Source organism: Bifidobacterium margollesii (assembly GCF_002860355.1).
Taxonomy (GTDB): domain Bacteria; phylum Actinomycetota; class Actinomycetes; order Actinomycetales; family Bifidobacteriaceae; genus Galliscardovia; species Galliscardovia margollesii.
The window spans coordinates 30,847-53,804 of sequence record NZ_NMWU01000002.1; the positions used below are offsets into that span (position 1 = coordinate 30,847).

The 22,958-nt window shown below is 62.3% G+C and carries 14 protein-coding genes and 1 tRNA gene; 13 read left to right on the top strand and 2 right to left on the bottom strand.

Going from position 1 to position 22,958, the window contains the following annotated elements; all coding sequences use genetic code 11:
- The first annotated feature begins 322 nt into the window (after positions 1 to 322).
- Positions 323 to 4,141, top strand: a complete 3,819-nt coding sequence (locus Uis1B_RS00255; RefSeq protein WP_101614437.1) for a DEAD/DEAH box helicase family protein — start codon at positions 323 to 325, stop codon at positions 4,139 to 4,141.
- 232 nt (positions 4,142 to 4,373) lie between these two features.
- Positions 4,374 to 4,838: a holo-ACP synthase gene (locus Uis1B_RS00260; protein ID WP_101614439.1), complete on the top strand. Its 465-nt coding sequence runs from the start codon at positions 4,374 to 4,376 to the stop codon at positions 4,836 to 4,838.
- A 34-nt stretch (positions 4,839 to 4,872) separates the two neighbouring features.
- Here the strand turns inward: Uis1B_RS00260 and Uis1B_RS00265 are convergent, their stop codons facing one another.
- Entirely contained in the window at positions 4,873 to 5,559 is a 687-nt protein-coding gene (locus Uis1B_RS00265; RefSeq protein ID WP_165782644.1) for a TetR/AcrR family transcriptional regulator, read from the bottom strand.
- Positions 5,560 to 6,039: 480 nt separating this feature from the next.
- On the opposite strand from Uis1B_RS00265, the gene Uis1B_RS00270 reads away from it, so the two are divergent.
- From Uis1B_RS00270 to Uis1B_RS00285, 5 genes are all read left to right on the top strand, one after another.
- Positions 6,040 to 8,238 carry an efflux RND transporter permease subunit gene (locus Uis1B_RS00270; RefSeq protein WP_165782645.1) on the top strand — a complete coding sequence of 733 codons (2,199 nt, stop codon included), beginning with the start codon at positions 6,040 to 6,042 and terminating at the stop codon, positions 8,236 to 8,238.
- Positions 8,219 to 10,435: a TrbL/VirB6 family protein gene (locus Uis1B_RS00275; RefSeq protein ID WP_101614444.1), complete on the top strand. Its 2,217-nt coding sequence runs from the start codon at positions 8,219 to 8,221 to the stop codon at positions 10,433 to 10,435. Before Uis1B_RS00270 ends, Uis1B_RS00275 begins: the two co-directional genes overlap by 20 nt.
- Before the next feature lie 148 nt (positions 10,436 to 10,583).
- Entirely contained in the window at positions 10,584 to 10,760 is a 177-nt protein-coding gene (locus Uis1B_RS11935; RefSeq protein WP_165782646.1) for a hypothetical protein, read from the top strand.
- Positions 10,761 to 10,913: 153 nt separating this feature from the next.
- Positions 10,914 to 12,662, top strand: a complete 1,749-nt coding sequence (locus Uis1B_RS00280; RefSeq protein ID WP_101614446.1) for a sodium:solute symporter family protein — start codon at positions 10,914 to 10,916, stop codon at positions 12,660 to 12,662.
- 36 nt (positions 12,663 to 12,698) lie between these two features.
- Complete coding sequence (locus Uis1B_RS00285; RefSeq protein ID WP_101614448.1) at positions 12,699 to 13,049, top strand: hypothetical protein; 351 nt, start codon at positions 12,699 to 12,701, stop codon at positions 13,047 to 13,049.
- 275 nt (positions 13,050 to 13,324) lie between these two features.
- Here the strand turns inward: Uis1B_RS00285 and Uis1B_RS00290 are convergent, their stop codons facing one another.
- Positions 13,325 to 14,542 (bottom strand): MalY/PatB family protein, encoded by a 1,218-nt coding sequence (locus tag Uis1B_RS00290; RefSeq protein ID WP_101614450.1) that lies wholly within the window; start codon positions 14,540 to 14,542, stop codon positions 13,325 to 13,327.
- A gap of 178 nt (positions 14,543 to 14,720) precedes the next feature.
- Between Uis1B_RS00290 and Uis1B_RS00295 the strand changes: the two genes are divergently transcribed.
- The 6 genes from Uis1B_RS00295 (at position 14,721) to Uis1B_RS00320 (ending at position 22,895) form a co-directional block, all read left to right on the top strand.
- Positions 14,721 to 14,794: transfer RNA gene (locus Uis1B_RS00295), tRNA-Gly, on the top strand.
- Between the two features lie 106 nt (positions 14,795 to 14,900).
- Entirely contained in the window at positions 14,901 to 15,641 is a 741-nt protein-coding gene (locus tag Uis1B_RS00300) for a hypothetical protein (RefSeq protein ID WP_101614452.1), read from the top strand.
- Between the two features lie 123 nt (positions 15,642 to 15,764).
- On the top strand, positions 15,765 to 16,034 hold the full coding sequence (rpsO, locus tag Uis1B_RS00305) for a 30S ribosomal protein S15 (protein ID WP_101614454.1): 270 nt from the start codon (positions 15,765 to 15,767) through the stop codon (positions 16,032 to 16,034).
- A 237-nt stretch (positions 16,035 to 16,271) separates the two neighbouring features.
- On the top strand, positions 16,272 to 19,010 hold the full coding sequence (locus tag Uis1B_RS00310) for a polyribonucleotide nucleotidyltransferase (protein WP_101614456.1): 2,739 nt from the start codon (positions 16,272 to 16,274) through the stop codon (positions 19,008 to 19,010).
- 520 nt (positions 19,011 to 19,530) lie between these two features.
- A complete protein-coding gene (locus Uis1B_RS00315; RefSeq protein WP_101614458.1) occupies positions 19,531 to 21,429 on the top strand; it encodes a glycoside hydrolase family 2 protein in 1,899 nt (632 codons plus the stop codon).
- A 44-nt stretch (positions 21,430 to 21,473) separates the two neighbouring features.
- Entirely contained in the window at positions 21,474 to 22,895 is a 1,422-nt protein-coding gene (locus Uis1B_RS00320; RefSeq protein ID WP_101614459.1) for an MFS transporter, read from the top strand.
- The last annotated feature ends 63 nt before the right edge of the window (positions 22,896 to 22,958 follow it).

Sequence of the window (22,958 nt, forward strand, 5' to 3'; positions counted from 1 at the left end):
TAGGAGCCAGCTCGCTGGCTCCGTGGCCGAACGGCCTTGAGTGTGTCGGACGCCATACATCCCGGTCGCCCGCATCCGAAAGGCTGACTGATGGGGTAGCGTGAGCGAAATCCGAGCTGTTCTGTGGGTTGCGTCGCCCGGGTCACCTCATCCGGCCGGCTGTGCCGGCCGCCTTCCCCTCGAAGGGGAAGGCGGCTTCCTGCCGAGCGGATCGTCACCTTGCGCGGGTAGACTGCGAAATAATGTCCGGTTGTTCATGGTGTAACGATGGACAACGGCACGACGTCTCCAGTGGGGGAGACGCCGAGGGAAAGGGACGATCATGGGCAGTGGGAACTGCGATTTCGTGAAGGACGTTTTTCCGGAGATCTACGAGGACTGCGCGAAAGCGGAATCGTACATCTTCTCCGACCCGGTGATCGCCTGCGTCTACGCGAGGCGAGCCATCGACTGGCTTACCGGATACCTGTATTACGACGTCTTCGGACTGTACGCGCCCTACCACGACGACATCTCCTCGCGCATTCACAATCCGCAGTTCATGCGATCGGTCAACGACACCATCGTCCGCGATTTCGACGCCGTGCGCGTCATCGGCAACAAGGCCGCGCACGAGGAGCAGCCGAATATCGACACGCGCCGGGCACTTATGGTCGTAGGTAATCTGTTCCACGTCGTCATCTGGTCCGGATTCCATCACAGCAGTCAGCCCAATAAGGTGCCGGTGAGCCGCCGGTTCGATAGCGCGCTGGCCAGCAAATCGACTGCGCTGAATGCCCGGCAGGCCGCGCAGGTGCGACAGCGGGCCAACGAGCAGATCGCCGAGCATCGGCGCATCATCGAAGAACGCGAACGACTCATCAAGGCCAAGGATGAGGCCATCGCCGAACAGCAGGCCGAACTCGAACGACTGCGCGAACAGATCAGGCAGGCGCAGGCGGCCGTCAGGATTCCCGACACTCATGACTACACGATCGGTGAGGCCGAAACCCGTGCCGTGCTCATCGACGAGCTGCTCGCCGAACAGGGATGGAAGATCGACGACCATAATCGCGAGGTGAAGATCACCGGACTGCCGAAGACCGCGCAGCACCCTTCCGGCATCGGATTCGCCGACTATGTGCTGTGGGACGACGACGGTCTGCCGCTCGCCGTGGTGGAAGCCAAGCGGACCATGGTCAACGCGGAAGCCGGACTGATGCAGGCCCGCGAATACGCCGACGGATTGGAGCGGATGACCGGTCAGCGCCCGGTGATCTTCGCGACGAACGGCGATGACACGAAGATCTGGGACAACTGGCAGACCCCGGATGGTAGGGAGGCCGGATATCCCGAACGGACCGTGCACGGCTTCTACCGTAAGGAGGAGCTGCGCCGGCTCATCCAGCGGCGGACCGGTGCCCACCGTCTTTCCGACGAGCCGATCAACACGACCATCGCCGGCCGCCCCTATCAGATCTCGGCCATCGCGAACGTGGATGCGGCGTTCGACGCGCGGCAGCGCGGAGCCCTGCTGGTCATGGCCACCGGCACCGGCAAAACCCGCGTGACCATCGCCCTGGTCGATCAGCTCATGAAAGCCGGGTGGGTGCGCAACGTGCTGTTCCTCGCCGACAGAACCGCACTGGTCAATCAGGCGGCTCGTGCGTTCCGTAATCCCGATACCGGTCTTGGCGCTTCGGTGCCGATCGTGAATCTGCTGGAGGATGATCCCGAAACGGCCGGACGCATCTATCTGAGCACGTATCCGACCATGATGAACCTCGTCAACGCCAGGCGGAACGGTGATGCCGGGGAACTGAAATTCGGGCCCGGATTCTTCGACCTCGTGATCATCGACGAAGCCCATCGCTCCGTATACGCCAAATACGGGTTCCTGTTCGAGTATTTCGATTCGCTGCTGGTGGGTCTTACGGCCACGCCGAAGAACGAGGTGGATCGCAACACCTACCGGCTGTTCAACCTCGAATACGATCCCCGGACCGGCGGCGTGCCCACCGCCGCGTATTCGCTCGACGAGGCCGTGCATGACGGTTATCTCGTGCCGTCGACCGGCAGGAACATCGTCACCAAATTCATACGCGACGGCATCACATACGATCAACTGTCCGACGAGGAGAAGCTCGAATGGGAGGAAAAGGACTGGAACGAGGACGGTGAGGTTCCCGACGCGGTGTCCGCCGGAGACGTGAACCGGTTCCTGTTCAATGCCGATACGATCGACAAGGTGCTCGGCGTGGTAATGCGGGACGGCATCAAGGTGGACGACGGTGATACGATCGGCAAAACCATCATCTTCGCGCGCAATCAGCGTCACGCCGAAGCGATCAAACACCGGTTCGACATCGGATGGCCCGAGTACGGCGGATCGTTCGCACAGATCATCACGCACAGCACGCGCAGCGCGCAGGATCGGATCGACGATTTTTCGGATCCGGCGAAACTGCCGCAGATCGCCATCAGCGTCGACATGCTCGATACGGGCGTGGACGTGCCCGAAGTGGTGAATCTCGTGCTGTTCAAGCCGGTGATGAGCAGTACCAAATACTGGCAGATGATCGGCCGCGGCACCCGACTCTGCCCTGATCTGTTCGGGCCGGCGGGAGAGCCGGGTTCGGCCAAGACCGGGTTCATGGTGTTCGACTGCTGCGGCAACCTCGAATTCTTCAGGCACCATATGCCTGAAGCGTCGGGGAAGATCAGCATGCCGCTGGGTGAGCGGCTGTTCCGTCTGCGAGTGGGATTGGTGGAGGCGCTGGATGCCGGGGCTGCGGCGGGTACCGGTTCGGGGGCTGTTGCGGCTGACGGTTCGGCTGCTGACGGCGATGATCCCTCCGCCGATGAACTGAAGGCGTACCGGGCTTCGCTGGTTCGTCAGCTTGGTGGATACGTGGCCGGCATGGATGCGCGGAACAACGTGCTGGTGCGTCCGCATCGCAGGCTGATCGAGGAGATCAACGGTGGCGGTTCGTCCGATCATTCGGCTGATGGCTCGGCTGATGGCTCGGGTGATCGTTCGGCTGATCGTGACTGGTGGCATACCCTCACCGAAGACAAGGCCCGCGAGGTCGTGACGCTGGCCGGACTGCCTTCGAACATCGCTCTTGACGACGACGGCACCGGTGCCGGGGAGGTGCTTTCCTCGGCGGCGAGGATTCCGGCCCGACGATTCGACGAGCTCATGTACCGCTACGAGCTGGCCGTACTGCAGACACGGAATGAGCAGGACGGGAATGAGACCGGGGTGGATGCGGCTGAAATCGTGGGGCTGCCGGCGAGGAGTCTGCGGTCGGTGAAGGCGGCGGTGCAGTTGATCGCCGCGGATCTGATGTCGCCGAAGAATCGCAATCTGCCGACCGTTCAGGCACAGGCCGATCTGCTGGAGGCCGTGGCCGGCGAGGACTGGTGGGAGGATGTTACCGTTCCCATGCTGGAGCAGGCGCGTAAGTCGTTGCGAGGCATAGCCCATTACGCTGCGGAATCACGCAGAAACGTGGTGTATACGGATTTCGAGGACACCATCGAGGTAACCGACGTCGACGTGACCGGCGACGGCAATGCGGACAACGTCGATTACGAGCGGTTCCGTGAACGGGCGCTGGCGTTCCTGAGGTCGGAGGAGAACAACATCACGCTCCGCCGCGTGCGTATGGGCCGGCAGCTCACGCAGCAGGATCTGGACGAACTCGGCAGGATGCTGATCGAGAACGGCGTCGGCGATGAGCGGAACATCGAGGAGGCCGACGCGCGCTTTCGGGATGAGTTCAAGCTCGGCGATGGTGCGGCGGATGGTGATGCTGCGGATGGTGATGCGGCGGGGGCTGCCGCGGATGAGGTCAGGGGCTTCGGTCTGTTCATCCGGTCGCTGGTCGGGCTTGATGCGGCTGCGGTGCAGGCGGCGTTCTCCCGATTCCTCGATGGCAAGCGCTATGCCGCCCGGCAGATCGATTTCGTGAAGCATATCATCGACGAGCTTACCGAGAAGGGCGTAATGAAAGCCGACCGTCTCTACCAGTCGCCGTTCATCGATTTGTCTGCCAGTGGTCCCGAGGGGCTGTTCGTAGACAGCGACCTTGACGATCTGTTCGACATTCTGGACGGTATCAAGCGCTCCGCTATTCCCCTGCAAAAGGCCGCGTGACCGGGGCGGGCTGTTTCACGCGGACCGCTCGTTGCTCGTTAATTGGTCGATGTCATACACGAAGGACCGATTTCAGGCCTCTTCGTGAGCGCTTCGACCAATTACCGTGCTCATGAGTGGTTTGACCAAGTAATAATGAGCGGTTGTGCCAAATATCCCAAGTATTGTGGAGCGAAACGGCAATAGGCCGGATCGGATGCGGAACGTACGTCGAATGGGGGCGGAGGCGGCTATGTCGATACTTGGATTGGGCCACGACGTGGTGGATGTCGCCGCGTTCTCCGAACAGCTGGCCGAACCCGGCTCCCGCATGCGTCGGCTGTTCTCGCCGCGCGAGCTGCGGCAGGCGTCCATGCGCGCACAGATCAAGCATGACGGCGAGGCGGTGCATCTGGCCGCACGATGGGCCGGCAAGGAGGCTGTGCTCAAGGCGTGGTGCGAGGCGTTGGGCGACGTTCCCAACCCGTATACGCTCGACGACTTCCCCTGGCAGGGCATCGAGATCCTCGACGATTCCCGTGGCCGCCCCCATGTGGCGTTGCGCTCCGATGTCAACGACCGGCTGGCTGAGTCGTTGGGATCGCGGTCGTCGGGTGCGCCATCGTCGGGATCTCGACTGTCGGGCGAACCGATATGGCATATCTCCCTGTCGCATGACGGTCCCGTCGCCTCGGCGGTCGTGCTGCTGGAGTGTTGACTGCGGCGCCGTCGCGGGGTGGCCGCCGTTGGAGTCAGCGGTCCCCTCGACCAGGCTCTGCATCCCCTTGACCGGGCTGTGGATCATGCTCCGCATATTCGGCGGCGATCACGGCGAGATTCGTTTCGAACAGTCCCGGGCCGATCGTATTGACGTCGTTGTCGGCGATCGTGGCCATCGTCTCCACGCTTTCCCGCCGGCCGTTGGTGAACCATCGCTGGAGCATGCTCACCAGTCCTCCGGAGATGAAGTCGAACTGGTAGGCGAACAACGCCATTTCCGCGGGGTCGTTGCGGTCGAAGGTGCATCGTCGTTTCCGGTCGAGACGTTTGAGCGGCAGCACCGTGTCGGTCAGTGCGGTCTGCAGTTCGGTGACGATGTCGGCGTAGATGGTGTCGTCCCCGTTGCGGCTGAGCAGGGTGAACATGCGCTCGTGCTCGTTGAAGTATTCGAACAGTTCGCGGACGATGCCGGACGTGTCGTCGTGTCGTATCTCCTCGGCGTGCCGGATCACCAGTTCTCGGAACATCGCGCAGCATTCGATTTTCAGCTCGTCGAACAGTTCGTCCACGTTCCGATAGTGCGCGTAGAACGTGGCGCGGTTGATGTCGGCCCTTTCGGTGAGTTCGGTGACGGTGATCCGGTTCAGCGGCTTGGTCTCCAGCAGATCGATGAGTGCGCTCAGCAGGTGTGATCGGGTTCGTCTCGTACGACGATCCATCTTCGTCGGTCTCGTTGTGTCTGTTGTGTCCGTGGGGGTCAGGGGATTTGGATTGTTCGGATGAGTGTCGGGCATGGTACTCCTTCGTCTTTTTTCGTATTACGTGACGATTTTCACCACATCTGTTGCATATCGTACGGATGATGTAGATCCTGCCTGTTGTATGGCGTCCGTCGCCCGGTCATAATACCGATTGTAAACCAACAGGTGTTGAGTAAAATACGAATGTCGAATAATGGTCGGATGTCGGATATCGGTTTTCGACAGTGACTCCGCCAATCTCGGCATTCCGGCATCACCACCATCGATGGACTGGATCATATGGACGGGGTCATCATGCAATCGACGAAACCCACGCAATCGGGAGGCGGCACACCGGCGACGCGGCTCCCGACACCGGCTATGCGACTTTCGGCATCGACCAATCTTCGGCAGACGATGCTGAAAGTCTGCCGATGGTTATTGCATCATCGTCGATGGGTGGTCTCTCTGTTCATGCTGGCCGCCATCGTCGGCGCAGTGCTGTACCCACAGGTGAAGGTCAACTATTCGATGACCGACTATCTGCCGAAGGACTCCCCATCGGTGGTGTCGCTGGACGACATGAAGCGCTCGTTCGACGGAGGCGTGCCGAACGCCCGCCTGTACGCCGAAGGACTCAGCGAGGCGCAGGCCGATCGTCTGGCCGACGACCTCGCCAAGGTCGACGGCGTGGACGAGGTGATGTGGCTGGGCACCGCAGTGGATATGAAGCAGCCCGCCGCCGTGCAGGACGACGACACGGTGAAGACATGGAAAACCGACGGCTCGTCCGGTACCACGGAGTCCGGCACCGCATCCGGCGACGGCTACCTCTACCAGCTCGTCATCGCATCCGACAAAGGGCGGCAGGCCATCGCGGACGCGCGAGCCGCGGCCGAACACGTCGGAGCCGACCGAGTCTCGATGTCGGGAGACGCGGTCAGCACCGCCGACGCGCAGGAATCCACGGCCACGCAGGTCGTGTACATCATGCTCGCCGCGGTGGCGGTGGTGATCCTGATCCTGCTGCTCACGTCGAACTCGTGGTTCGAGCCGGTGATCTTCCTGATCGTCATCGGCGTGGCCATCGTGATGAACATGGGCTCGAACATCGTGCTGCACGACATTTCGTTCATCAGCCAGATCTGCGGGGCGATCCTCCAGCTCGCCGTCTCCATGGACTACGCGATCGTGCTGCTGCACACCTTCCGCAGGGCGCAGCAGGAGTTCGCCGACCCCGAGGAGGCCATGGCCCACGCGATGGTCCGCGGCTTCTCGGTGGTGCTCTCCAGCGCCGCAGTCACGTTCTTCGGCTTCCTCTCACTCACCGTGATGCGCTTCGGCATCGGCGTGAACATGGGCATCGTGCTCGCCAAAGGCATCGTGTTCAGCTTCCTCGCGGTCATGTTCCTCATGCCGGCCCTCACGCTGATGATGCTCAAACCGCTCAACGCGCTGCGTCATCGGTATCTGCTGCCGTCGTTCGGCAGGTTCGCCGCGGTATGCCAGCGGATCATGCTGCCGGCCTCGCTGATCATCATCCTGTGCGCGGTGCCGGCCTATCTCGCCCAGGATCGCACCGACTTCATCTACGGCGCCTCCGGCATGACCGAGCCGGGCAGCGTCCAGGCCGTCGAAAGCGAGCGGATCGACCAGGCGTTCGGCAAATCGGAAACGTGGGTGGCCATGGTTCCGGAAGGTCGATGGGCCGACGAGCAGGCCACCATCGACGCCATCGAAAAACTTGATCATGTCACCGGCGTCACCTCGTACATCACCGTGGCGGGGCGTGCCATGCCGGTGGATGCGGTGCCCGAAAGCACCGTCGAACAGGTCGTGTCGAACGGATGGTCGCGCATCGTCGTCACGCTCGACGTGACCCCCGAATCCGAACAGGCCTACGACATGGTCTCGCTGATGCGTGAAACGCTTGCCGAACACTACGGCGACGACTACCGGCTCGTCGGCAGCACCGTGTCCATCTACGATCTGCGCGACACCGTCCGGCAGGACTCGATGAAGGTGAAGATCTTCTCGATGGGCGCGATCGCCTTGGTCCTGGCCGTGATGTTCCGCAGCCTGTCGATACCGATCGTGGTGCTGGCGGCCATCGAAGTGGCGATATGGATGAACCTTTCAGTGCCGTATCTCACCGGCAGCACGCTCAACTACATCGGGTATCTGGTGATCGACGCCGTGCAGCTCGGCGCCGCAGTGGACTACGCGATCATCTACGCGCGCGAATACTTCGAACGTCGACGCACCGAGCCGGCCCGCGATGCCGCACGATCGGCGGTGCATCATTCCGCGATCACGATCCTCACCTCGGCCACCATCCTGATCTTCGCTGGCGTGTCGGTGAATCTGATCGCTACGAACGGTGTGATCTCGGAGCTCGGCACGCTGATCGCCCGCGGTGCGTTCCTCTCGATGCTCATGATGTTCGTCTTCCTGCCGTGGCTGCTGCGCGTCACCGATCCGCTGATCCGCCACACGTCGCTCGGCCTGCACTTCGCCGCCGATTCCGGTGATCGTGCCGCCGATTCCGGCCGTCGTATCGCCGACTCCGGTGGCCATATTCGTCCCGCACATTCCGCTGTCATCCGTTCCTCTATCCACCAATCCCAAGGGGGTCATCATGCGTCATCGCAGCGCTAAATACGTCGCCTTCGCCACCGCTGCCGGACTGCTGCTCGCCACCGCGGCGGGCGCCGGCATCGCCAACGCCGACGTCGGATCGCAATCCAAATCCGGCGGTGAAACCAAAAACGAAATCGTCTACGTCAAAACCGACGCCTCCGGCAAAACCCGCGGCGTCTACGTGGTCAACGTGTTCAACGCCGACGAGAAACGGACGGTCGACGATCCCTCCCGATACACCAAGGTCACCAATCTCACCACCGACCGGCAGCTCAGTCAGAAGAACGGCCACGTCAGCGTGGAGACCACGGCCGATCAGCCGTTCTACTATCAGGGAGACATGCCGGCCGACACCGAACTGCCGTGGAACATCACCGTCGGGTATGCGCTGGACGGCAAGCCGATCGACCCCGACGACCTCGCCGGCCGGAGCGGTGACCTCGACGTCACGCTTACCGTCACGGCCGACACCGCGGCCGCGAACGTGAAGGACTTCGCCGAAGCGTACGTGCTCCAGGCACAGGGCACGTTCCCCGCCGACTCCTACGACATCACCGACGGCGGCGGAGCGACGCTGGCCACCGCAGGTGGCAACACCGTGGTCTCGGCGATGGTGCTGCCGGGAGAATCGAAGACCTTCCGTATTCAAGGCACGGCCAAGGATTTCCAATACTCCGGATGGCAGATTGCGGCGATGAGCCTCGACATGGCCATCGACATCCGATCACAGGACACCTCCAAACTCACCGATCAGACCGATCGTCTCGAACAGGCCACCGATAGGCTTTCCGACGGTTCGAAGGAACTCGCCGACGGCAATGCGCAGCTGGCCTCCGGCGCCGCACAGCTGGATGACGGGCTCGTCTCGCTGGCGGACGGCGCCGGCAAGGTGGATTCCGGGGCTTCGTCGTTGGCTTCGGGTGCGGGCACGCTGTCGTCCGGTATCGGAACCGTGGCGCAGGGGGCTTCGTCGTTGGCTTCGGGAACAGGCGCACTGGCCTCCGGCGCTTCGCGACTGGCTTCCGGCGTACATACGCTGACGGGTGCGGTGAGCGATCTGTCGGCGGCGGCTCCGCAGCTGAAATCCGGTGCGGACACGCTGGCATACCAGCTCGCGCAGTCAAGCGACGATGCGGCGCACCCCACCTTGAAGGATGGCTGGGGAAGCGTGCGCGGCGGCATCACGCAGGTGAAGCAGGGCGGTGACCGGTATCGGGCCGCACTGCAACAGGGCAGACAGAGTGCCGAAGCCGGATCGCAGACCGCCGGTCAGCAGGTTGCCGAAGCCTCACAGGCGTATCAGACCGCATTGCAGTCGTTCGCGGCGAACCCGCAGAGCGCCGAAGCCCAGCAGGCGCTGAATCAGGCGCTGCAGGCGTTCGCGCAGGCCAATCAGGCGGCCGGAGCCTACGCCGGTAGCGCGAAGGCGATGGAGCAGGCGGAATCCGGATACGACCAACTCGGAGCGGGCATCGACACGCTGAATGCCGGTGCGGCGACGCTGGACGTCCAGTTCGACGCGGCCCGCGAGGGAACCGTGGCCAACGGGGCGAAACAGCTGGCCTCCGTCGTGGACTCGGTGGCCACCGGGCTCGGCTCCATGCCTGCCGATTCGCTCAGGCAACTGGATTCCGCGGCCGATCAGGTGGCTGCTGGCGCGGCTCAGGTGAACACCGGGGCGGGACGGCTGGCCAAGGGCGCCGAAGGTCTGCGATCCGGCGGTGCCGCATTGGCATCGGGGGCAAATGCGCTGGCCAACGGCACGAACGGGCTGAATGCGGGTGCGAGATCCGCTTCCGAAGGCGCTTCGCAGCTGGTCTCGGGTGCGCGGTCCGCATCCTCGGGCGCGAAGACGCTGGCCGATGGCAATGCCGCGCTCGCCGAATCCGTGCAGGGCATGGGAGACGAGGTGCTCGACGAGCTGCAGAAGACGATCGACCGGAAGCTTGGGGCTGACTTCAAACCGCATTCGTTCGTCGTGCCGACCAACACGAACGTCAACCGAGTGCAGTTCACCTATGTTGTTGCCGGCGTCGACTCGGATACCGCGGCGAATGACGCAGCCGATGGCGGCGATGCCGCTTCGGTGGATGACAGCTCCGATGGCTCCGCCGAGTCGTCCGATGCCGGTTCGAAGGGTTCGGATTCCGGTACCGGTTCGGATTCCGGATTCGCGGCCCTCCTTGAGCGCATCAAGGCGCTGTTCTCTCACTGAGTGGTTTCATCCCGTTTCCGATTGTTCCGAGTGCCTCGTCGGTGTTCCGGCGGGGCACTCGTCGTTCGCATGGATGACGTTATATGAACACCGATGCCATCGCTGTTGGCCTTCCTAATGTGATATTGGGCACATTTGCGAAGCGCCGATGGCATGCTTCGATGATCGATGTGCGGCCGATGGCCTGCCGATGACCGCCGTCAGCCTCGCTTCCGACCGCGATTCGGTAAACCGGTTGCGTCGTTGCGGGATCGCGGAATGGGTGACGGCGATGTCGATCTGGATCGGGATCATCCGAAGCGAACATGGTCGATCTGAAAAATGATAGTTCTGTTCATTTGTATGTTTCATAATGTTGCATTTGTGTTTGACTTCGTTCCTTTTTCGCGTGACAATGAGGCCGTTCATACGGACCGGTGCTGGTCCGTGTTCTGACGTGGCCGTCGGAAGAACGCTTTGGAAGGAAAGGAAGGACAGTATGATCACGAATGCTGTCGGAGAATCCGCGATTCGCCTGTCGCTGAGCTGGGTGGATTGGCTGATCCTCATCATTTATTTCGCCATGATCGTGTGGATCGGATACACCATTCACAAGCAGCAGAAGTCAAGTGAGGACTTCCTGCTGGCCGGTCGTTCAATGCCGGCATGGATCGCAGGCCTCGCATTCTGCGCCGCCAACCTGGGCGCTACGGAGATCCTCGGCATGGCCGCCAACGGTGCGCAGATCGGTATGCCGACCATCCACTACTACCTGATCGGCGCAGTGCCCGGCATGGTGTTCCTCGGCATCTTCATGATGCCGTTCTACTACGGTTCCGGCGTGCGCTCGGTGCCTGAGTTCATGTACCGCCGCTTCGGCAAGGGCGCGCACCTGATCGTGTCCCTGTGCTTCGCGGTCTCCACGATCCTTCAGGCCGGCATCAACCTGTACGCCATGGCCCTGATCCTCCAGGCCATGCTGGGCTGGAACCAGTGGACGGCCATCATCATCTCCGCCATCTTCGTGCTCGCCTACATCACGCTGGGTGGCCTGACCTCCGCCATCTACAACGAGGTCATGCAGTTCTTCGTCATCGTCGCGGCCCTGATCCCGGTCACCGTGATCGGTCTGCATCAGGTCGGCGGCTGGAGCGGCCTGACCGCCAAGCTCACCTCCATGCAGGACTGGTCCGGCTCCATCCACGCTTGGGCAGGCACCGGACTCGGCAACGTCACCAACCCGGTCGGCGGCGACTGGTTCTCCATCCTGATGGGCCTCGGCTTCGTGCTCGGCTTCGGCTACTGGACCACCAACTTCACCGAAGTGCAGCGCGCCTTCGCGGCCAAGAGCATGACCGCCGCCCGCATGACTCCTATCCTCGGCGCCATCCCGAAGATGCTGATCTGGATCATCATCATCATTCCTGGCCTGGTCGCGGCCGCCACCGTCGGCAACCTGTTCGCCGGCGACCACCCGGTGCTGCAGTACAACGAAGCCATTCCGTACCTGTTCAAGATGTACCTGCCGAACGGTGTGCTGGGCGTCGCCATCACCGGTATGATGGCCTCCTTCATGGCCGGCATGGCCGCGAACGTCTCCTCGTTCAACACCGTGTTCACCTACGATATCTGGCAGGACTACGTCAAGCCCGGCCAGAACGACAAGTACTACCTGAACATGGGCCGTCTGATCACCGTGATCGGCGTGGTCATCTCCGTGGCCACCGCATGGATCGCCAGCCAGTTCGGCAACATCATGACGTACCTGCAAACGCTGTTCAGCTTCTTCAACGCCCCGCTGTTCGCCATCTTCATCCTCGGCCTGGTGTGGAAGCGCGTGAGCAACGTGGCCGGCACCATCGGCTACGTGTGCGGCATCATCGCCCCGCTCGTCACCTACATCGCCTACCTGAACTCCGTGGCCGCCGGCGCGCCGATCTTCGGCTCCGCCACCGCCGAGACCTGGTACGGTGCCATCATCTCCTGCCTGGCCACTTGGATCGTGGCGGCGATCATCACACCGTTCACCAAGGGCAAGACCGACGCGGAGCTGGAGGGCCTCACCTTCGCCAACGGCGGCATGAAGTACTTCCAGGCCGCCAAGGACGAGGAGCTGGAGGATGCCAAGCGCGCCGCCAAGGGCGTCAAGGACACCTCGCTGGTCAAGGTTCCTTGGTACCGCAAGCCGGCCATCCTCGGTACCGTGATCTTCATCCTCGGCCTCGTGTTCTACATCCCGTTCTTCTAAACCTCGGTTTGAGCATCGATATCTAAGGAGTTTGAAATGGCAGAAGATACTAACACCGGTGCATCCGGCAAGGGCCTGCTGACTCAGGCCGAAAAGGATCAGGCCGTCAAGGCCGCCCGTCGCAACGATCTGCGACTGCTGATCGGCGTGCTGTTCGTGATCTACGGCGTGATCGTCACGCTCGTGGGCATCGTCGATCCGGCTGCGGATGTGGCCAAGACCGGCGGCATCGCGATCAACCTGTGGACCGGCATCATCATGCTGATCGTCGGCGTGCTGTTCCTCGTGTGGAACTTCGCCCGTCCGCTCGCGGCCGAAGACATCATCGCATCCGCCGAGGCCTCCGCGGCCAAGGCGCAGGTGCAGCATGAGGTCGGCAAGAAGTGATTCGCTCCAAGTGATTCGCTTTCGCTGGCGCTGAATCCTTCGCCGCGTCGAGCGCGCAGGGCCTTCGGGGACCGGGCAATTCAATGCGTTGCCCGGTCCCCGAAGGCCCTTTTCGTCGTTGATGGGAGTGAAAAGCCGAGTTGTGAGGCTTCGATCCGGCGAAACAGGGAAAATGGCCTCATGCGCGCTGCCGGGATCGTTGAAATTCCGCGGCTGAGGTTGCGTCGTTCATGGGCTCCGCTCCAACAAAGCCTCACAACTCGCCAATACCGCCCCTATGGGCGCTCCACGAACACGTATTCGCTCAATCGGCGCATCCCCTCCTCCACGCGCGACTTCGGCAGCGCCAGATTCACGCGCGCCGCGCACGGGTGCTGGAACATCCGGCCATCCTGCCACGCCACGCCCACGTCCCAGGCGCGCTTCTCCAGCTCGTCGAGGCTTTCGTCATGCCGTTCGCACCATTCGGTGCAGTCGAGGAACAGCATGTACGTCCCCTGAGGGCGGCTTACCGAAACCCCCTCGAAATGCTTGCGAATATAGTCGACCGCGTAATCCGCGTTCCCCTTCAGCACTTCCCGCAGCTCGTCGAGCCACACATGCCCCTCAGGTCGGTACGCGCCGATCAGCGCGTGCATGGACAGCACGTTCATCGAGTTGTAATGGGTCTTCTCGCTCACCGACTGCAGGCGATCGCGCAGATACCGGCTGTATGCGATGTGGTAGCTGCCGACCAGGCCGGCCAGATTGAACGTCTTGCTCGGGGCGTAGAAGGCGATCGTGCGATTGCGCGCGTCGTCGTTCACCGACTGCGTGGGAATGTGCCGGGCGTCTCCGAGAGTGAGGTCGGACCAGATCTCGTCGGAGATCACCACGCAGTCGTTGGCGCGGAACACCGCCATCGCCCGTTCGATCTCCCAGCGCTCCCACACGCGGCCGCAGGGATTGTGCGGCGAACAGAACACCACCGCATGGATGTTGTTCTCGCGTATCCTGCGATCCATATCGTCGAAGTCCATGCGCCACACACCTTCGGCGTCCCGTTTGAGCGGACTGTGAACGATCCGGTAGCCGTTGCCGCCGATCGACTGGGTGAACCCGACATAGGTGGGGGAGTGCAGCAGCACCGCGTCGCCGGGTGCGGCGAACGCCTTCAACGCGCTGACCACGCCGCCGAGCACGCCGTTCTCGTATCCGATGTGCTCGGGCCTGAGCCCGACGACCCCGTTGCGCGAGGCCTGCCATTCGATGATGCTGGCGAAGTACTCGTCGGTGGGTTCGAAATAGCCGAACAGCGGATGTTTGGCACGTTCGATGATCGCGGACTGGATCGTGGGTACCGTGGCGAAGTTCATATCCGCCACCCACATCGGGATCACGTCGAACCCCGGCTTCGGTGCGTCGGGTGCGATCGGGTGCGATCCCACCGCGTCGATGGCGATGGCGTCCTTGCCATGCCGGTCGATGATGGATGTGAAATCGTAGGTTGTCATGACTGCTCCTTCGATGCTGCCGACCTGCCGACGTCAGCATTCTACCGGCATTCCGCTGTCGGGCTATCGGTCGGGCTATCTGCTGGGCTGTCGGTACCCGGCGCATGGTCGGCGGGGCGGATTTTGCAAAATCGGCGGGGTATGTCATAATCGTGACTCGGAAGTTTTGCGCTTCCACGCGGATGTAGCTCAATGGTAGAGCCTCAGTCTTCCAAACTGATTACGCGGGTTCGATTCCCGTCATCCGCTCCACCCAGACCCCGGCCAAGACCGGGGTTTTGCATATCCGCCGATGATCGTCGTTGCCGTTTCGGCAGCGTCGCGCGATTCGGCGACGACCGGACAGGGGAGGATTCCAGTGACATCTCAGCGCTCCGATCAGAAAGCAGCCGATCAGAACGCGGCCGATCAGAAAGCGGCCGATCAGAACGCGGCCGATCGGCCGACGCCCGATCTGCCCGAGGTCAAGGGGCCGGAGGGCCGGTTGGTGCCGGCCACCGATCCGCGGGAGTCGCATCCGCGCGAACCCTCGTTGGCTGAAACGGAACGTCGTCGCTGGAACAAAACGTCGTGGGCGGTGTTCATCGCCGCGCTGTTCGTGGTGATCATCGTGCCGTATTGGGGCGGTCGTGTGCTGGCGTTGAACGAGACGGAATCGGTGATCTCCCTGATCCGACCGATCGATCCGCACGGCATGGCCCTGATCTCGTGGACGGTGACCGTGGTGCTGGCCACGTCGCTCGCCATGGCGTTGATGGAGGCCCGGAAGGTGTATTGGCGGGTGCTGTTCCTCATCGCCTTCGCGTTGGAGCAGCTGATTTGCGGTGTGGGATTGCTGCGGCTGAATTTCTGGAATTCCACGTATGTGGTGTACGGGGATGCGGCCGCGCCGATCAACGCCTCGAACATCGGCGTGATCGGCGCCGCGGTGGGCGTGGCCGTGTTCGCCGTGGTGTATGTGGGGCTGTTGGTGTGCATCCGCAAGGATTCGCCGCTCAATATTCTTACGCGCAGCTGGTCGGCGCTCACGTTGTTCTTCGTCATCGAGATCATCGCTTTGCTGTTCGTGGAGTTCAGCGGTCTGTCCACGCTGGTGTAGGCGTGCGTCGCGGTCCCGACCGTGTGTATAATACTGTTTTGGCGTAAATCGCCCGCGGATAGAGAGCGCTTCGGTCATTGGGGCCGAGGCACCGCGCAACAAATCAAACCATAAGGAGGAGCTGTGGCTCTGAGCAACGCTGAAAAGCAGACAATCATCAACGAGTACGCGACGCACGAGGGCGACACCGGTTCCCCCGAGGTGCAGGTGGCTCTGCTGTCCAAGCGCATCGCCGACCTGACCGATCATCTCAAGGAGCACAAGCACGATCATCACTCTCGTCGTGGCATGCAGCTCATGATCGGTGATCGTCGTCGTCTGCTCGACTACCTCAAGCGCGTGGACATCAACCGTTACCGCTCCCTGATCGAGCGTCTCGGCCTGCGCCGCTAACAATACTTCCGCCCGGGCACCTATGATGGTGTTCGGGCGTTTTGCATATCGCCGTCCGACGGCAACAGGAAGATGGACCAAGAGGGTGGGTCGCAAGGTGCGGCCGGAGTAGGGTCCGACGGAACGGTTGACACGAGGAACGCGGCCAAGGGGTCGCGAAACGGGAAATGTGAAGCACGTCCGCTGAAGAGGACACCGATAGTAGGTAATAGGAAACACAAGTAAAAGGAGGAACCCTTGGAGGGTCCCGAAATCAAGGCCGTAGAGGCCGTTATCGATAATGGTTCGTTTGGCAAGCGCACGCTGCGCTTTGAGACCGGTCGCCTCGCCCAGCAGGCCGATGGCGCCGTCGCCGCTTATCTTGACGATGATTCCATGGTGCTGAGCACCACCACCGCCGGTTCCAGCCCGAAGGAGAACTACGACTTCTTCCCGCTGACCGTCGACGTTGAGGAGAAGATGTACGCCGCGGGCAAGATCCCCGGCTCCTTCTTCCGCCGCGAGGGTCGTCCGAGCTCCGAGGCCATTCTGGCCTGCCGCATCATCGACCGTCCGCTGCGCCCGCTGTTCCCGCACACGCTGCGCAACGAGGTCCAGGTCGTGGAGACGATCCTCTCCATCAACCCTGACGACGCCTACGACGTCATCGCCCTGAACGCCGCATCCGCCTCCACGCTGATCTCCGGTCTGCCGTTCTCCGGCCCGGTCTCCGGTGTGCGCCTGGCGCTGATCGACGGTCAGTGGGTCGCCTTCCCGCGCTGGAGCGAGCGTGAACGCGCCGTGTTCGAGATCGTGGTCGCCGGCCGTGTGATTGAGAACGGCGACGTCGCCATCGCCATGATCGAGGCCGGTGCCGGTAAGAACGCCTGGAGCCTCATCTACGACGAGGGCCAGACCAAGCCGGACGAAACCGTGGTGGCCGGTGGTCTCGAAGCCGCCAAGCCGTTCATCAAGGTGATCTGCGAGGCTCAGAACGAGCTCAAGGCCAAGGCAGCCAAGGAAACCCGCGAATTCCAGCTCTTCCCCGAGTACACGGACGCGCTGTACAACCGCATCGACGAGATCGCCCACGGTCAGCTCGACGAGGCGCTTTCCATCGCCGAGAAGCTGCCGCGTCAGGATCGTATCGCCGAGATCAAGCAGCAGGTGAAGGACACGCTGGCCGGCGAGTTCACCGACATGGACGATGCCGAGAAGGACAAGGAGATCGGCAACGCGTTCAAGGAGCTGCAGCGCCAGATCGTCCGCCGCCGCATCCTCACCCAGGACTACCGCATCGATGGCCGTGGCCTGCGCGACATCCGCACCCTTTCCGCCGAGGTCGACATCGTGCCCCGCGTGCATGGCTCCGCCCTGTTCCAGCGCGGAGAAACCCAGATCCTGGGCGTCACCACGCTGAACATGCTCAAGATGGAGCAGCAGATCGACGCGCTGTCCGGCCCGAACACCAAGCGTTACATGCACAACTACGAGATGCCGCCGTACTCCACCGGTGAGACCGGCCGTGTCGGCTCCCCGAAGCGTCGCGAGATCGGCCACGGCGCCCTCGCCGAGAAGGCCATCGTGCCGGTGCTGCCCAGCCGCGAGGAGTTCCCCTACGCCATCCGTCAGGTCTCCGAGGCCATCGGCTCCAACGGCTCCACCTCCATGGGCTCCGTGTGCGCATCCACCCTGTCGCTGCTTGCCGCCGGCGTGCCGCTGAAGGCTCCCGTTGCTGGCATCGCCATGGGTCTGGTCTCCGGTGACGTGGATGGCCAGCACATCTACAAGACCCTCACCGATATTCTGGGCGCCGAGGATGCCTTCGGCGACATGGATTTCAAGGTGGCCGGCACCTCCGAGTTCATCACCGCCCTGCAGCTCGACACCAAGCTCGACGGCATTCCGGCCGATATTCTGGCCGCCGCCCTGCAGCAGGCTCATGAGGCCCGCGCCACGATCCTCGATCTCATCAACGAGTGCATCGACGGCCCGGCCGAGATGAGCGAGTATGCTCCGCGCATCATCACCACCACCGTTCCGGTCGAGAAGATCGGCGAGGTCATCGGCCCGAAGGGCAAGATGATCAACCAGATCCAGGAGGACACCGGCGCCGAGATCGCCATCGAGGATGACGGTACCGTGTTCATCTCCTCCGAGGGTGGCGAGGCCGCCGAGAAGGCCCGTCAGATCATCGACCAGATCGCCAACCCGCATGTTCCCGAGGCCGGCGAGCAGTACAACGGCACCGTGGTGAAGACCACCAGCTTCGGTGCGTTCGTCAACCTGACCCCCGGCACCGATGGTCTGCTGCACATCAGCCAGATCCGCAACCTCACCAACGGCGAGCGCATCGACGCCGTGGAGGATGTGCTCAAGGAGGGCGACACCGTCGAGGTGGTCGTGCAGGGCGTGGATGATCGCGGCAAGATCTCGCTGGCCATCCCCGGTTTCGAGGATCAGGAGTCCGGCGCCGGTCGTGGCGGTGACCGTGGTGATCGCGGCGGTCGTGGTCGCGGTGATCGTGATGATCGTCGTGGCGGCCGTGATCGTGATGACCGCGGATACCGTGGTCGTGGACGTCGTGACGATCGTGATGATCGTCGTGGCCGTTCCGATCGTGATGATCGTCCGCGTCGCCGTCGCTACGACGATGATGATCGTGACGACTACCGTGGTGGCCGTGACGATCGTGACCGTGACTACGATCGTGATGACCGTCGTGGCGGCCGTGATCGCGATCGTGATGACCGTGACTACCGTGATCGTGATGATCGCCCGCGTCGCCGTTCCAACCGTGATCGTGATGACCGTGACTTCGATCGCGATGACCGCCGCGATGATCGTCCGCGTCGCCGTGGTGGCCGAGACGATCGCAACCCGCGCTACGCCGTTGACGATTCCTACGACGAGTACCGCGCCGATCGTGAGGAGCGTTCCGAGCGTCCGCGCCGTCGCGTCCGCCGTGACTTCGACCCGTTCGACGATGAGGACTGATCTTCGCTGACGAGGCTGAAGGTCTCTTACCAAGGGTTCCGGATCATCTGCGTCCGGAACCCTTTTTCATATCCCGCCCCACGGCTTATTTGGTCATTTGCATCATGAAGACCGTCGATATGGTCTCTTTGTGAGCGGTGTTGCCAATTACGACGGAAAGCTGGCCGATCCGCTCAATAACCGTCGGCCGCCGTAATGGTCTGTTGGCCGCCGCTGACCATGCGATCGAAAAGAAAACCACGGCGGCGCTTGACAAACTTTCTGAATCGTTACAGAATAAAGATGTCGTTACGAAGGGGCCGACAGAAACACGGGTTTCCGGCGGAACGATGCAATGATGCAGCACTCCGACCAATCATCTGAACCATGGTGCCGAAGTTGTTCGCGGATATTTTCTGAAACGATTCAGATTCTGTTTCGGGACGATCCGCGAACACCGCGAACATCGCGAACCGTACGACGATGGCGCGGATGACTTGGACGGAACCGCAAGAACCGCAAGGAAAGGAATGGGATTGCAATGACGCAGGAACATACGACTACGACGCCGACGGGCACGGCGACGGGCACCGGGATCACCGATCGTCTGCGATACCCGAATCCGCAGAGGATCCGCAAGACGTGGATCGACCTCAACGGACAGTGGGATTTCTTCATTCCGAAGGAATCGGAGGCTCCGGAGACGGTCGAAGGCTCCGACCGGCCGGCGAACAACGCGCTCTACGATGATCCGGCCACGCTGGCCGCCGTGGAGTCCGTGGAATTTCCCGACTTCGACCGTACGATCGAAGTGCCGTACAGCTACACGTTCCCGAAGTCCGGCGTCGACGAGCCGGCGTACCACCCCGTCGTCTGGTATCGACGGACGTTCACGGTGGCCACGCACCCGGACAAGCGATACCTGCTCAACTTCGAGGCCGTGGACTACGCCTGCGACGTCTGGGTCAACGGCAGTCATGTCGGCGGCCACGTCGGCGGCCACACGCCGTTCGCCTTCGACATCACGCAGTATCTCAACGGGAATGACAACGAACTCGTGGTCAAGGTGATCGATTTCAACCGTCCGGACCAGCCGCTCGGCAAGCAATCCTGGAAGGACGACAACTTCGCCTGCTGGTACACCCGCACCATCGGCATCTGGCAGAGCGTGTGGGTCGAGGAGGCGGGACGGACCTACCTCGACGACGTGATGATGACCCCGTCGGTGCGTGAATCGAAGCTCACCGTCGACGCCACGACCAACGACCTCCAGGACGCCGAACTGCATTACTCGGTCTCGTTCCGCGGCGAGCCGATCGTCAACGGCTCCGTGTCGTTCACTGGCGGCCGCGCGCGATTCGACGTGCCGGTCCGCGACTGGACCGCCAACACCGGCGTCCGCCTGTGGAGCCCCGAGGATCCGAACCTGTACGACATCGACTTCATCGTCACCCAGCACGGCCGGCCGGTGGACGAGGTGTCCAGCTACTTCGGCATGCGCGACATCACCTCCGATGGCAGGCTGATCTTCCTCAATGATCAGAAGTACTACCTCAAGCTGCTGCTCAACCAGGGCTACTACAAGGACGCCGGCCTTACCGGCACGGCCGAGGAGGTGCGCGGCGACATCGAGAAGATGAAGGCCATGGGCTTCAACGGCAACCGCATCCACCAGAAGATCGAAAGCCACCGCGCGCTCTACCTGTGCGATTCGATCGGCTTCATCGCCTGGGCGGAATTCCCCAGCGCCTACGAGTTCGGGCCGCGCCTCATCGGCAACATCGAACGCGAACTGCCGGCGTATCTGTCCAAGCACGTCAACCACCCCGCCGTATTCGCCTACGTGCTGATGAACGAATCGTGGGGCGTGTTCGACGTCGCCCGCGACCGCAGACAGCAGACCTTCGTCGACTCCCTGTACTGGCAGGCCAAGGCGTACGACCCCTCCCGACTGGTGGTCGGCAACGACGGCTACGAGCAGGCGATGACCGACATCTGCACGCTGCACGACTACAACGCCGACGCCGACGAACTGCTGGCGAGCTTCCAGGGCAAGGAGGACGAGGCCAAGGCCGGAGCCCCCTCGCCGATGTCCGGACGCCGTTCGTTCTGCCCGGGATACGACCGCCGTCAGGTGCCCGTGATGATCACCGAATACGGCGGCGTGGCCTACGAGAAGGGCGACGGTTCGCAGCGCGGCGATTCCTGGGGATACGGCGAGCGCGACGACGATCCGAAGCAGGTGGTGGACCGCATCCGTGCGCTCACCGAGGCCGTGATGGCCATCGACTACTGCGTCGGATTCTGCTACACGCAGACCACCGATGTGGAGCAGGAGGTCAACGGACTGCTCGACCACGATCACGAATACAAGTTCGATCCCGAGGAGATCCGGTCGATCCTGCTCTCCGCCCACACCTACGGCTACGTGCAGGTCTGACCGACGAAACGGATAGTCAAACAACCAAAGGAAGAAGGAATATCATGACCAACCCAACGACAACGTCGTCGTCCGGCGCCCCGGTCGCCAAATCCGACGACAAGGTGACGGTCAAGGAGTACGCCGCCTACTTCTGCTACGGCTTCGGCCAATGCTTCAGCTACGGCATCATCGGCAGTTTCATCCTGATCTACTACACCGACGTGGTGGGCATCTCCTCGGTGATCGCCAGCGCGATCTTCCTCATCGCCCGCCTGTGGGACGCCGTGTTCGACCCGCTGGTCTCCGGTTTCATGGATTCGCGCGCCCCCAGCAAGGACGGCAAGTTCCGCAAGTGGATGAAGCTCGCGCCGATCTTCGTGGTCGTCTCCACCATCGCCTGCTTCATCAACCCCGACATCTCCCTCACCGGAAAGATCGTGTTCTGCGGCGCCACCTACATTCTGTGGGGCACCTGCTACGCCTTCTCCGACATCCCGTTCTGGTCGCTCTCCACCGTGATGTCGCGTGACCGCCAGACCCGAACCGACCTTGTGACCACCGCGAACATCGGCGTCTCAGCCGGCATCGCCATGGCCGGCATCATCATGCCGGTGATGCTCGCCCAGTTCAAGCAGAGCCACACGCCCTCCCAGAGCTACCTGATCGCCGTGTCGATCCTGATGATCGCGGGCTTCGTGATCATGGAGTTCGGCTACCTGTTCACCAAGGAGCGCATCTCCGCCTCCGCCAAGGCCGAGAAGCTCACGTACGGTCAGGTGTTCGAAGCGGTGAAGGCCAACAAGTACATGATGATGATCCTGGTGATCTTCTTCCTGAAGTTCTTCATGGAGATGGTCAACAACATGATGATCTACTTCTTCACCTACAACATGTCCGACGCCGGTCTGATGACCGGATTCGGCCTGATCGGCACCCTGAGCGCACTGACGTTCTTCCTGATCCCCGTGCTCACCCGCCGGTTCAAGAAGATCTCCATCGTGCGCGTGCTGCTGATCTCCGAGATCATCTTCCGCGTGATCTTCTTCTTCGTCGGCTACTCGAACACCGTGCTCACCTTCGTGTTCATCGGCATCACCTGGTGCCTGTACGGCATGAGCAATCCGATCCTCTCCGCCATGCTGGCCGAGACCATCGAATACTCGCAGGTCAAGACCGGCCACCGCGCCGAGGCCGTGGTGTTCGGCGGGCAGACGTTCTCCAGCAAGCTCGCCATCGCGCTCGCCGGTGCCACCACCGGTCTGCTGCTCACGTTCCTCGGCTACCAGCCGAACGTGGCGCAGACCTCCGGCACGCTGGACGGCCTGTTCTTCGTGATCTCCATCCTGCCGGCGATCGGCGCGCTGCTGAAGTTCCTGATCCTCACCAAGTACGATTACACGGAGACGGAATTCAAGGAATGCCAGCGGATCCTGGTCGAGCGCGGTGCCGAAGGGTACAAGACCGCTCCGGAGGATCTCGCCTGATCCCGATGATTGCCTGATCCCGATGATTGTCGGATCGTGATGATTGTCGGATCGTGATGATCG